Origin of the sequence: Pseudomonas sp. 5P_5.1_Bac1 (genome assembly GCF_025466015.1) — a bacterium.
GTDB lineage: Bacteria > Pseudomonadota > Gammaproteobacteria > Pseudomonadales > Pseudomonadaceae > Aquipseudomonas.
On sequence record NZ_JANLNX010000019.1, the window covers coordinates 188,773 to 200,749 of the forward strand.

An 11,977-nucleotide genomic window follows, 5' to 3' on the forward strand; every position below is an offset into this window, starting at 1 on the left:
TCGGGACCGCTGCCCATGTACCGGACATACCGTTTCAGCCTGACACCACTGGCCCTTGCCCTGACCTTGAGCGCACTGCACGCGCCTGTCGTTGCGGCGATCGAACCCGACGCTCAGCAGCAAGTGCATGGTTTCGACCTGCCGGCCGGCGCGCTGGATGCAACCCTGACCGCCATCGCCCGGCAAAGCGGGCGCGGCATTTCCTATGACGCGTCGCTGACCCGTGGCCTGACGGCGCCAGCGCTGCGTGGCCGGTTCAGCACCGAGCAGGCGTTGAATCAGGCGCTGCAAGGCACCTCGCTGCAACTGGCCGTCACACCCGGCGGAGCCCTGAGTATCGGGCCGCGTGCGGACGATGTGTTGCACCTCTCCGACATCGACGTGTCCGGGCTGGCGTTCGAGCAGGATGCCTGGGGGCCGGCGTACAGCAAGGTCGCCCGGCGCAGCGCAACGATGAGCAAGACCGACACGCCGCTGTTGGAGACACCCCAGTCAGTGTCGGTCATCACCCGCGAGGAGATGGTTTCGCGCCAGCACGACAGCCTGGCCGACGTGCTTGGTTATACCGCCGGCGTGGTCACGCAGCCCAACGGCTACAGCCGGGTGGCCGATGACTACCGCTTGCGCGGTTTCGACATCGGCCCACGTACTGGGAGCGTGCTGCGCGATGGCATGAAGATGCAGAGCACTCAGTTCGAAGGAGGGCAGGAGCCCTATGGCCTGGAGCGTGTCGAGGTGCTCAAGGGCGCGTCCTCGGTGCTTTATGGACAACTGGCACCGGGTGGCTTGATCAACACCACTAGCAAGCGGCCGACCCTGGCCCCGCTGCACGAGCTCAACCTGGAATACGGAAATCATCAGCGCCAGCAGATTTCCACCGACCATAGTGGCGCGCTGGATGACCAGGGGCGCTTCAGCTACCGCCTGACTGCCCTGGTTCGCGACAGTGGCACGCAATACGACGAGATCGATGACGACAAGCAGTACATCGCGCCGGCCCTGACCTGGCAAATGGACGACGACACCCGCCTGACGCTGTTGGCCAGCCACCAGCGCACCCAGACCACACTGACCCCACCGATCCGCTACGACCTGACCACCTTCAGCAAGACGCCAGGCTACAAGGTGCCGTATGACCTGTTCCCCGGCGAACCGGACTTCGACGACTACGACGGCACCCTGGAGACCTTCGGTTACCTGCTGGAAAGCCGCCTGAGCGATCAGTTGCAAGTGCGCCATGCTGTCCGTTACTTCGAATCGCGCAGCGACTACGACTACATCACCCTCAACAGCAGCCGCGTCACCGGGGCGAACCTGAACAACCTGACCCGCAGCTACAATGCCCGCGAGGACGTTTCCACCGGCTGGACCAGCGACAGCAACCTGACCCTCGACCTCGCGCATGGCAACTGGCGCCACACCCTGCTCGGCGGCATCGACTACTACCGCAAGACCTACGACAGCCATCGGCACAGTGGCAGCGCGCCGACCCTGGACCTGGCCAATCCGGTCCATGGCAACCTGCCGAAGGTGAATACCGCCGTCGACAGCGGGTCGGACCTGCACAGCACGCAGATGGGGATCTACCTGCAAGAGCAGGCCACGTTCGACGAGCGCTGGGTGGTGGTGCTGGGAATGCGCCAGGACTGGGCCGAAAACAACACCCGCAACTACCGCGACGGCTCGCGCAGCACCGTCACTGACCGCAAGACCACCGGCCGGGTGGGGCTGGTGTACCTCGCCGAGAACGACTGGGCGCCCTATGTCAGCTACAGCCAGTCGTTCCTGCCGTCTGCCGGCACCGACAGCAATGGCGACACCTTCGAGCCTACCGAAGGCGAACAGTACGAGGTCGGTGTGCGCTACCAGCCAGCCGATCGCGAGCTGCTGATCAGCGCCGCGGTGTACCAACTGACCCAGCGCAATGTGTTGACCTCGATCGCCGGCTCCGACTTCGACGAGCAGACCGGCAAGGAACGCAGCACCGGCGTCGAACTTGAGGCCAAGGCACAACTGACGACCAACCTGGCGATGAACGCCACCTACGCCTACACCGATGCGCACATCCTGTCCGACAACGACAAGATGCTCGAAGGATCGCGGATCGAAGGCACGCCGTATCACAGTGCCGCCTTGTGGCTGGACTACGGGTTGGGCTTGTTGGGATTGCCCGACGTCACTGTTGGCGCTGGTGCCCGATACAACGGCACTACCCACACCGTGCCGAGCGTGAGCGACCGCAAGATCCCGGCCTATACCTTGTTCGATGCACGCGTCACCTACCGGGTGAATGACCAATGGCAGGTGAGTGCTCGCGCCCAGAACCTGGCCAATGAGCGCTATGTGTATTGCGCAAACTCGTGCCGCTATGGCGATGAGCGCAGTGTGGTCGGGGCGGTCAGTTACAACTGGTAGCGGTGTTGCCGGTCGTCCGTGGCTGTTACCTGGCTTCCACGCAAAGGCACCCCGCATCGTTCTAAAGTGCGCACCATCGCGGTCGATAAATCAGGGTACGCATGGGCGCTATTTCCTCATAACAACACATGCGACGTTCAGTATTGCGTTTTCCTTGCCAAAACTATAAATACCCGCAGGTGAAGTCATGAATATCAAGCAGAAGCTGACCTGGGCGTTCGCGGCTATCGCGTGCGTCCCGGTCATCCTGGTCGCCGTTTTGGTGGTGCTGAATCTGCGAGAGGGGGCCCTGGTCAATTTCCTCGACAGCAGCGGTCGCGAGATCCGCCAGATCGACAATGGCATGAAGCAGTTTTTCGACGGTATCAGCCAAAACGTCGACTACGTAGCGAAGGACCCGCGCGTTGTCGCCGCCAAAGACCTCAAGAGCTACGCTGGCGCCGAAGCAGCGCAAATTCCCCTCACCCAGACCAACAAAGAGCTGCTGGCGATATTCGAGCAGTTCGCCAAAAGCCATCCGAGTACCGCTTACCTGTCCCTGGGCCTGAAAGACGGCGGCTACGCCAGTTGGCCGGACGACACCAAGCTGAGCAACTACGACCCGCGGGTACGTCCCTGGTACAAAGCGGCCATCGCCGCGCCAGGCACCACCGTGCGCACCGGTGCCTACTATTGGGCGCCGGACGATGTGACGTTGATCGGCACGGTGCACACTGTCGCCGACGCTGCGGGAAATATCCTCGGCGTGGTTGGCCTGGACGTGTCGCTCAAACAGCTCACCGAACTGGTGCGCAACATCAAGCTGGGTGACAGCGGCTACCTGATGCTGGTGGAAGCCAACGGCAACGTACTGGTCGACCCCAGCGACGCCAAGCACAACTTCAAACCCCTGGCCGACCTGGGCCCCAACTACGCCGAACTCGCCAAGCGAGGCGACGGAGTGACCCAGATCGAGATTGATGGTGTGCCCTACATGGCCAACGTGGTCAGTTCCAACGGTCTGGGCTGGCGCTTTATCGGCCTGATCAAGCGTGATGAAGTGATGGCCGAAGCCACCCGCCTGACCTGGTTGATTGCGGCCATAGCAGCGGCATTGGCGTTGGTGTTCGCGGTCGTAGGCGCAAGCTTTGCCAGTGTCATCGTGCGCCCGATTCGCGGCGTGGCCGACGGCCTGCAAGAAATGGCCGAGGGGGAGGGCGACCTGACGCGCCAACTCAAGGTGCAGGGCAAGGACGAAACCGCCAGTCTGGCGGGCTGGTTCAACCAGTTCCTGGGCATGATTGCACAACTGGTGCAGCGCATCGGCAACGCCTCATCGGACCTGCAGACCGCCGCCGTCGATACCCGCGAAGTGGCCAACAACATGAACCAGGCCGCAGGTCGCCAGCGTGAAGCCGTGGAACTGGTGAGCACCGCGTTCAACGAAATGGTCGCTACCGCCAACGAAGTTGCGCGTTCGTGCAGTGCCGCCGCGTCGAGTGCCGATGAAGGCTACCGTGATGTAAATGACGGCCAGCAGCACATCGGCGAAGCCACCGGCAGCGTGCTCAAGCTCAGCGAAGACCTGCAAAAATCGACTCAGACCATGCAGTTGCTGGAGCAGGACAGCCAGAACATCAACACCATTCTCGACACCATCCGCTCGATTGCCGAGCAGACCAACCTGCTGGCGCTCAACGCGGCGATTGAAGCGGCGCGTGCCGGTGATCAAGGCCGTGGCTTCGCCGTGGTCGCCGACGAAGTCCGCGCCCTGGCTCGCCGCACAGCCGACTCCACCGGCGAGATCGACAGCTTGCTGGGCAATCTTGCCCGCCGCACCCAGGAAGTCACGCAGCAGATGCAAGGCAGCCTGCAGGTGTCCCACGCCAGTGTGGAACGCATTCAGCAGGCACGTGACAGCTTCGACAAGATCCGTGGCTCGGTGGACTCGATCCGCGACCAGAACACCCAGATCGCCACAGCTGCCGAGGAGCAGCACCAGGTGGCCGAAGAGATCAATCGGCACATCGCGCAGATCCATGCCGATGCTCAACTGGTCGAAGGCTTTGCCCAGTCCTCGCAGACGGGGTCGGGCCGATTGATAGAGATTTCTGGTCAGCTCAAGGGGTTGGTGGGGCGGTTCAAATATTAGTGTTTCTGGCCGGGTGAGAGCGCTGAGTGCTGAGCGCTTTCATTTGGGCAGACCAGTTGCTGCGGCGTTGCAAGTGACGCCGCGGGTTCTTGGTTTGAAATTTCTCGGAAGGTTTTCACGCCCCTCTAAATTCCTAGTTAGTAATGGTCACTGTTTTGGTGAAGATGTTTAAGGTTAGGAATGAATTGGGCGGGCGGTGAATACTGATAGGGCTTCGCAGGTTTGAGAAACCGGAGATGACAAAATGCTTGAGCTTTGGGTGACATGGATGCTGATTTACAAAGAGTACGGGGGTTTGTGGAATCGGCTGCGTAGGTTAGTGGAAACAGACAGATACTCAGGTGGACATTTTCACCGTTCACCGTTCACCGGTAAGCGCCCGGCGAACTCACCTTGCGTGAGTCAGGCCGGCACCCACTGATGCGGCAGCAATTGCCCGATCTCACTGGCCCGCTGTGTCGGCAGCCGTGTCAGCACATCCTTGAGATAGGCATACGGATCATGCCCATTCATGCGTGCCGATTGGATCAGGCTCATGATTGCAGCCGCCCGTTTGCCACTGCGCAGCGACCCGGCAAACAACCAGTTCGAGCGACCAAGTGCCCATGGTCGTATCTGATTCTCGACTTGGTTGTTGTCGATGGGCACAGCCCCATCGTCCTGGTAGCGCGTCAGCGCTACCCAGCGTTTCAGGCTGTGATCGAGGGCTTTAGCTGTGGCTGATCCGTTGGGCACCAAGTCACGCTGGGCCAACATCCAGTCATGCGGTGTTTTGATGATCGGTACCGCCATTTCCTGACGTATTCGCCAACGATCTTCATCACTCATGTCCCGCGCTTGGCGTTCGACCTCGTACAACCCGCCAATCGAGTGCAGCGCTTGTTCGGCCAGCTGACTTTTGTTCGCCACGTGCAGATCGAAAAACTTGCGACGAGCGTGAGTCATACAGCCGATTTCAGTGATGCCTTGCTCAAAACCGGCCTTGTATCCAGCGAAGTCGTCGCAGACCAGCTTGCCCTTCCAGTCACCCAGGAAGTTGCGTGCATGCTCGCCAGCACGGCTTGGGCTGAAGTCGTAAACCACCGCTTTGAGCGCCGAAAACGGCGTAGTGCTGTAGGCCCAGACGTAGGCCCGGTGGGTTTTCTTCTCGCCCGGCGCAAGCATTTGCACGGGTGTTTCATCGGCGTGGATCACGCCCTGGCTCAGCACTGCTTCACGCAACGCATCGACCAGCGGGTGGAGTCGCACGCCGGCTTGCCCGACCCACTGGGCCAAGGTCGAGCGAGCGATTGCCAGCCCGGCGCGGCCAAAGATTTTCTACTGCCGATACAGCGGCAGGTGATCGGCAAATTTGGCCACCATCACGTGAGCCAGCAAGCCTGCGGTCGGGATACCTTTGTCTATAACCTGCGCCGGTACCGGCGCCTGGATTAGTGTTTCGCACTGACGGCAGGCCCATTTGCCACGCACATGTTGCTCGACGTTAAACACGCCCGGCGTGTAATCCAGCTTCTCGCTAACGTCTTCACCGATGCGTTGAAGTTGGCAGCCACAGGCACACTGGGTGCTTTCTGGTTCATGACGAATCACCTTGCGTGGAAACTGCGGCGGTAATGGCGGACGTTTGGGTGACTGCCGTAGTTCGGCCTGTGGCGCTGCTGGGAGGAGCTGTTTTAGCTCGGCCTCGATAGCTTCAAGGTCTGTGTCGAGCAGGTCATCCAGCAAGCTGCTTTGCGCTGGGCTGATTTGCTCGCTGCGCTTGGCAAACTTGTGCCGTTTGAGCAGGGCAATTTCGTAAGTGAGCTGCTCAATGACGATTTGATCGTTCTGGATCTTTCTGCTCATCGCCTCGACCTGGGACTGCAACTGCAACGCCTGTGCCGCCAAGGCACGAAGCTGTTCCGGGGTCATCTGGTCGAGGTTGGGCGAGGAAGTCATGCCGCCGATTGTGCCAGAGCAGGCACGGGGCAACGACAAGTAGACCGGCCAAATGGCCGGCGTTTACAGCAGGCGGATCACACCGCCTGCACCGACGCGCTGCCATGGCAGGCCCAGCACCAAGGCCTGGAGTTGTTCGCTGTCGAGTTCGACCTCGCAGCCATGGCGAATGCCAGGCCAGTGGAACTTGCCTTGATTCAGTCGTCGCGCGGCAAGCCAGACTCCCACGCCGTCGTGCACCAACACTTTCATTCGGTTAGCCCGGCGATTGGCGAACAAGTAAGCGCAGTGCGGCTTCGCCGCACCGAACACCGCGATCACCCGGGCTAATGCCGTCTCGGTGCCGGCGCGCATGTCCATGGGGTCGGTGGCCAGCCAGATCGCATCGATGCGGATCATTGAACAACAGCCCGGATAAATTGTGCGCAGCCCTCGGGATCTGAGGTTGGCCATTTCACCGTGATCACTTGCCCAGCCATGGGCAACTCTATGATCACTGACGTTTCGGCTGGCCGTTTAGGTGCGGCTTTTAGCGGGACGAATGCCGGTAGTGAAGCTGCTGCGGGCGGGTCTCGAAAGAGCGGCATCCATTTGCGGATGACGTTGGCATTAATGCCGTGGCTGATGGCGACACTGGACACAGTTGCGCCAGGTTGCAGGCATTCCTGAACGACCTGGGCTTTGAATGGTTTCGGATAAGAGCTTCGTTGGCGCATGGAAATCCTGGCAATAAGGGTGATCGCGTCCGCTTAAAAATACGCGGACACCATCGCCCTTAATGCTGGAGTTCGGAAGGTGACTTGGCCGGACGCTTACCGCCATACTGGATTCTCTGGAGGTCGTTAGGGTGCGAATAGGCCCAAGACCTACTCTAGCGGCGAATCCCCTTGAGGTCAGATTTTGCTGGCTAAATGAGATCGTCTCACCGGGCTGCTGTTGATCGAGAGTGTTTATCAGACAGGCCGATCTCATCAGCGGTTTAGTCCCGGTTAGGAGCAAGATGATGAGGCGCGATTTTTTGAAAGTATTCGAGGACAGTCAGCCGCTCTCCCTTCAAGCAGCAGAAGCGCTGCCTTCCTATTAGGAAGGGCTCGCAGCAGGCCTGACAGCGGAGGAGATTGAGCGTCTGAAGGCAAAAGCCGAAATGCTGTTCCAGGCCGTCTCAGATTTTCAACTCAGAGCGATGGGATTACCGGCTCCTACACTGCAATGATCCGCGGCAGCGATACCGGAAAGCTCATGCTTAACCGCTATGCGGCGCGTTACACTTACAGTAATCATTGGCTCTGCCCATCACCCAGGAGCTGACAGCATGTTGGTGGAATTCGACCTGAATACAAATGATCTCGAAGCCCTGCTCAGGCACGCGCGAGCGTTTCAACCTGAAACGGATGATGCGCGAGAAAATCGGCGCCTGACAGACGCTCTCGACCAACTGGCCGACGCCTTGGAAATGGCGCGAGGCCAATCAAATCGCTAACAGACCCTCTCTACGGTGCTGCAATATATGACGTCAAGCCTCTCTCGAATTCGGCTGCTTAACTAGTAAGCCTCAACCCAGCGCCTGGTGCTTTTTCCGTCCGCTTTTGACCCCAGACCTGTACCACGTGGTACCGCGCCGCCACTCATGACCGACGCACTGTGTAGCAGGAAGACGGAGCATCGCACCGTCTCTTCAAAGCAGGTCTGCATGTGAAGCTGCAGGGGATACTAGCTCGCAGTCGACTCTGAAAATCCTGGGGCAAGCAGTGCGTTATCCACGCCTACGAGCACCTCATTATTCCTGAGCCACAGCCGGTACTCTGGGCCTCTGAGGCTGTGATCAGGTGAACAGTCAACACTCCACTGGCGCAGGGTGTAGCCGGCAGTCAGCGCTTGAACAGTCATCCTCAGCACGCCCTCCTGCATCTCGTAGTCCAAGTGAGTGACTTCAGGTCGTGGTTGGTCAGGATGATGCACCATTTCCAGCGTTACCTGATGATTCCATTGGTTATCGGACTCTCGCGTTTCATAGTCCAGTGGCACGTCGTTATCGAGAATCCGCGGCTCGATGATCCGGGTGACGACAAAGTCTCGGAACTCTTGCGTTTTTCGATCAAAGCCACGTACATGCCATCGCAGCCCGTTGTCTACCAGCACATGAGGCACAATTACCCGCTCGCTTGCACCGCTTAAAGACTCGTAGCGGATGAGTAGGGGCTGCCGTTGAAAGATGGCCCGCGTTACTACGCCCAGAGTTTCAAGGCTTGGGTTGCCCAGGCGTGCAGGCTGTAGAGCCGGCACCCCGGCGGCCCAGACACCCGGAAAACCGTCCGCAAACCCTTGAGACAGCCAAGTCATTACCCGCTGCGAGCTGAAGCTGTACATAGGCTGAAAGCTCGGGGTAATGAAAAAGGTCTTGGCGCTGACGTCGTACGTCAGGTTGCCTGGATTCAAGCTGGTATAGAGGGCCAGATCTCGGGTTGCTGACGCAGCCTTTATCTGGAAACGCCTCACCAGCATCTGCCGTCGCACTTCCCCTAGAAACCACAGGTTCAGCTCGATGTAGGCAAGGCGCTCTTGCTGCGCCTGCGAATGATCTGCAATGGCTTTGGTCATCAAATCGTCTACGTTCTATTTTTTTGGTTGCGATGCTTAGAGGCATAAAGCTAGTATCCGTCACACCACCTCATAATGAGTCGGTGCCGGCTTGATCGGTTCCGACGGCTCGACAAGGAATTCGTGGGCTGAACATGAACGACCTTTCTAACATGGCAGAGCCTCCTGATACGAGGAATGGTGACCTGGTCGATCTGACAGCCCACCAGCGCAACTTGCTGCTTTTGCGTCCAATTTTGCGCCTCGACGTGAACAAGTCGATGCACCGCGGTGACGATGATTCCAAGGTTCTGGATGGGCTCGATACCAATTACCTCTGCCTCGCTTCGCTCTTCTACATGATGGAAGGCGCTGCCATCAATCAGGGATATACCCTCACCGAGGTTCGTGACCACTTAATGGCCACCGCTGGCAAGATGCGCGCTGAACTCAGCGATTCAGCCAGACTGCGGGTGGCAGAAGTCGTGCTGGATACGTTGAGTAACGCCACCAACAAATACGCTGCGCACCGAGAATCGTATTTTCACGCGCCTTCCGGTGAGACCAAGGAGCTGACCTTCAAACTGGTTCGTCTGGAGCAGGATCCCGAAGGTACCGTCCGCTTCACCCCGACTGAGCAGGGTTACGTGGTGCTCATGGGGATGCTTGATCTTGAAATTGAGGACTATCAGGTTCTCATCGAAAAAATGCTGGTTCATCTCATCGAGAACGGACGTTTCGAACAAGCACTGGAACTCGCGAATCGAGCACGCTTGCTGTCGATTGAACATCGACAAATGATCCGGGAGATGATTCGACAGGCCAATCGTTCACCCGGCACGGTGAACTGGCGCAAGGACATCAGCCCGCGGCTGAGTGAGGCACGCCATCACGTATCAGAGCGCCAGCTGGTCGACCATCACATGATGGAATCGCTTGCTACCAAAATTCGCGGCATGGACAACCCGAACGCCATCGCCCCGCTGTCCAAGTTAAATCTCCAACTCCAAAGTGCCAACCTGCAGCGTTTGAACCTGCTGAATGAAATTGGTGGGGCGGGTGATCGTTTTCTCCAAGGGCAGACAATGGGCTTCCGGGCGCGGCGCCGCTCTGGCTTGCCAGACATAGACCTTCAGCTCTTGCCCGCGCTCATGGAGAAGCCATTGAGTGCAATCGCAAACGTCACCGATGACCTTTTACTAAGCTTTTATCCAGCAGTCCCTCCCAAAATTTTCGATCTGTCGACCCTGCTGGACGCGCTCCTGGAGCGACGAGAGGCATACGTGTACGAGGGCGATGAGGAAGAAATCGATGGGGAAATCGCAGAGTTCGTGCAGATTCCCAATCCATTCTCGGCGGAGGTTATTGCAACAGCCTTGGCATGGCTCGACGCCAAAATGCATTCCGGGCAGACCTGGCACCTTGGGCAATTGATCGAACTCGCCGAGAGGGAAGGCCTGTCATACATGGAGCGTAAGGCGGTTGCCTACGAGCTCTATCGCGCCTACGCCGACAGTGAGTCTCGTTACCCCCACCTTCATGCCCAGGTGAGCGGTGAGTTTGAAACGACCGTGGTTTCAGGCGACGACCTGGAATATGTGATCAAGCAGGAGAGCAGCAATGAGCAGCAGTGACAGCAAGGACGCAGCCACGCTGCTCTATAAGGCAATGGCAGTCTCAGCCAACCCTGCAAACGACGCAGATTACCGACATTTGCTGGCAAGGTTTCGTGGTGATCGCCTTTTCGCGGAGGCCGTCAATGGAGTCGCTGCCGGCATGGAGTTGGTCATTCTCGATGTGAGTGAGCGAGGGTTGGTGATTGCTCCTTCGGGCAGAAATAGCCGCTTTTCACTGCGCCCGACCGACTTGCGACGATCCATGTCAGAGCAGGACAAAGTGGCCATGGTACTGATCCACCTCGCGATTGCTGCAGTGTTCTACCCCACTACAGACCACATAGAAGACGAGGGGCGGGCCCCGTTTCCGAGCACCCTGGCCGAGATAAGAGACAAGGTGCTTGCCATAGCGATTTCCCTGCGCTCATCCGCTGAGGGCGACAGCTATGCCGCCGAACAGCTTCGCCCAGGCTGGAGCTTTCTCCTTGATCTGCCCGTGTTCATACCGGGGGCCGAGCGGGCGTCAATGAAGTCAGTGGACGGAATCGTGAGGGTTTGCCTGCTTCGGCTCCATGAATATGGGTTGGTCAGGAATGAGGGCAATGAGGAAATGCGCGACAAGACCGTCTTCACACCCACACACCAGTTGCGCGTCCAGTTGCGCGAATTGACGCTTCCGAACCTTTATCGAGCTGTTGCCGCAGCTGCCGCTCCTACCAATCAAGGATGACCTATGCGCATTTCAAGGATCTACGTAGACCGGTTCGGATCACCCACCAGCTGGTATGAGGAAATGACGTTCGACCTGTGTGACCCTGCCACCGGCGAGCCGATCGACAGCTGCATGAACCTTGAGAATGCAGGGGGCAAGACCTCACTGCTCTCGTACATTTTCAGCTGCTTTGAGCCTAAACAGGAGCGATGGCTGCAGCATCTGCAGTCCAAGTCCCATAGTTTCCGAGATTACTTTTCCCGAGATGTAAGGCCTTCCTTCATCGCCATTGAATGGGTCATGCCGCCTCGCAGCGCTAGCGGGCGGCCCTATCGGGTAGTCATGGGGCAGGCCGTTCAAGTGAAGGAAGCCGCAGACCGGGCGTCTGAGGTTGATCGTCGGTTTTTTGCTTTTGAAGCCAGCTCTGGCCTGGCATGGGAAGACTTGCCGGTTCCAGGCCTCTCCCTTGCGCCGGTTCAATCGATGCAGGCGTTCCTGAGCTGGGTACATCAAAACGCTCGGCTGGAAAGTCAGGGTGACTTTTACATCACCCAGAACCAGGGTGAGTGGGTGACGCACCTGGAACAG

At 58.7% G+C, this 11,977-nt stretch carries 7 protein-coding genes and 4 pseudogenes; 7 read left to right on the forward strand and 4 right to left on the reverse strand.

All coding sequences use genetic code 11. The features are described 5' to 3' along the window. The first annotated feature begins 15 nt into the window (after window positions 1-15). From NTD82_RS04310 to NTD82_RS29230, 3 genes and pseudogenes are all read left to right on the forward strand, one after another. Window positions 16-2,415 carry a TonB-dependent siderophore receptor gene (locus tag NTD82_RS04310; RefSeq protein WP_262127874.1) on the forward strand — a complete coding sequence of 800 codons (2,400 nt, stop codon included), beginning with the start codon at window positions 16-18 and terminating at the stop codon, window positions 2,413-2,415. Window positions 2,416-2,758: 343 nt separating this feature from the next. Further along, window positions 2,759-3,685, forward strand: a pseudogene (locus NTD82_RS29225) (cache domain-containing protein); the annotation flags it as partial. Window positions 3,686-4,030: 345 nt separating this feature from the next. Further along, window positions 4,031-4,546, forward strand: a pseudogene (locus NTD82_RS29230) (methyl-accepting chemotaxis protein); the annotation flags it as partial. Window positions 4,547-4,948: 402 nt separating this feature from the next. On the opposite strand, the pseudogene tnpC reads toward NTD82_RS29230, so the two are convergent. The 3 genes and pseudogenes from tnpC to tnpA all read right to left on the reverse strand — a co-directional run bounded on the left by tnpC (window position 4,949) and on the right by tnpA (window position 7,200). Further along, window positions 4,949-6,484 (reverse strand): annotated as a pseudogene (tnpC, locus tag NTD82_RS04320) (IS66 family transposase). 63 nt (window positions 6,485-6,547) lie between these two features. Next, entirely contained in the window at window positions 6,548-6,883 is a 336-nt protein-coding gene (gene tnpB, locus NTD82_RS04325; RefSeq protein ID WP_159985346.1) for an IS66 family insertion sequence element accessory protein TnpB, read from the reverse strand. Continuing rightward, window positions 6,880-7,200, reverse strand: coding sequence for an IS66-like element accessory protein TnpA (gene tnpA / locus NTD82_RS04330; protein WP_262127876.1), 321 nt, complete (start codon window positions 7,198-7,200; stop codon window positions 6,880-6,882). Before tnpA ends, tnpB begins: the two co-directional genes overlap by 4 nt. Window positions 7,201-7,796: 596 nt before the next feature. Between tnpA and NTD82_RS04335 the strand changes: the two genes are divergently transcribed. Then, a complete protein-coding gene (locus tag NTD82_RS04335; RefSeq protein WP_262127877.1) occupies window positions 7,797-7,964 on the forward strand; it encodes a hypothetical protein in 168 nt (55 codons plus the stop codon). Between the two features lie 230 nt (window positions 7,965-8,194). Here NTD82_RS04335 and NTD82_RS04340 read toward each other — a convergent pair whose 3' ends face one another. Further along, complete coding sequence (locus NTD82_RS04340) at window positions 8,195-9,085, reverse strand: helix-turn-helix transcriptional regulator (RefSeq protein ID WP_262127878.1); 891 nt, start codon at window positions 9,083-9,085, stop codon at window positions 8,195-8,197. 131 nt (window positions 9,086-9,216) lie between these two features. Here NTD82_RS04340 and NTD82_RS04345 point away from each other — a divergent pair, with 131 nt between their 5' ends. The 3 genes and pseudogenes from NTD82_RS04345 to NTD82_RS04355 form a co-directional block, all read left to right on the forward strand. Continuing rightward, the gene (locus NTD82_RS04345) at window positions 9,217-10,695 is read left to right on the forward strand and encodes a hypothetical protein (RefSeq protein WP_262127879.1); all 1,479 of its coding nucleotides are present in this window, start codon (window positions 9,217-9,219) and stop codon (window positions 10,693-10,695) included. After that, window positions 10,682-11,407 (forward strand): hypothetical protein, encoded by a 726-nt coding sequence (locus NTD82_RS04350; RefSeq protein ID WP_262127880.1) that lies wholly within the window; start codon window positions 10,682-10,684, stop codon window positions 11,405-11,407. The genes NTD82_RS04345 and NTD82_RS04350 overlap by 14 nt, the downstream gene beginning before the upstream one ends. Window positions 11,408-11,470: 63 nt before the next feature. Then, window positions 11,471-11,977 (forward strand): annotated as a pseudogene (locus tag NTD82_RS04355) (hypothetical protein); the annotation flags it as partial.

What these genes read in the sequence shown, in the direction of transcription:
- tnpA (WP_262127876.1), bottom strand. Translation starts at nt 7,200, where the DNA reads ATGCGCCAACGAAGCTCTTATCCGAAACCATTCAAAGCCCAGGTCGTT.
- NTD82_RS04350 (WP_262127880.1), top strand. Translation starts at nt 10,682, where the DNA reads ATGAGCAGCAGTGACAGCAAGGACGCAGCCACGCTGCTCTATAAGGCA.
- NTD82_RS04345 (WP_262127879.1), top strand. Translation starts at nt 9,217, where the DNA reads ATGAACGACCTTTCTAACATGGCAGAGCCTCCTGATACGAGGAATGGT.
- NTD82_RS04335 (WP_262127877.1), top strand. Translation starts at nt 7,797, where the DNA reads ATGTTGGTGGAATTCGACCTGAATACAAATGATCTCGAAGCCCTGCTC.
- tnpB (WP_159985346.1), bottom strand. Translation starts at nt 6,883, where the DNA reads ATGATCCGCATCGATGCGATCTGGCTGGCCACCGACCCCATGGACATG.
- NTD82_RS04310 (WP_262127874.1), top strand. Translation starts at nt 16, where the DNA reads ATGTACCGGACATACCGTTTCAGCCTGACACCACTGGCCCTTGCCCTG.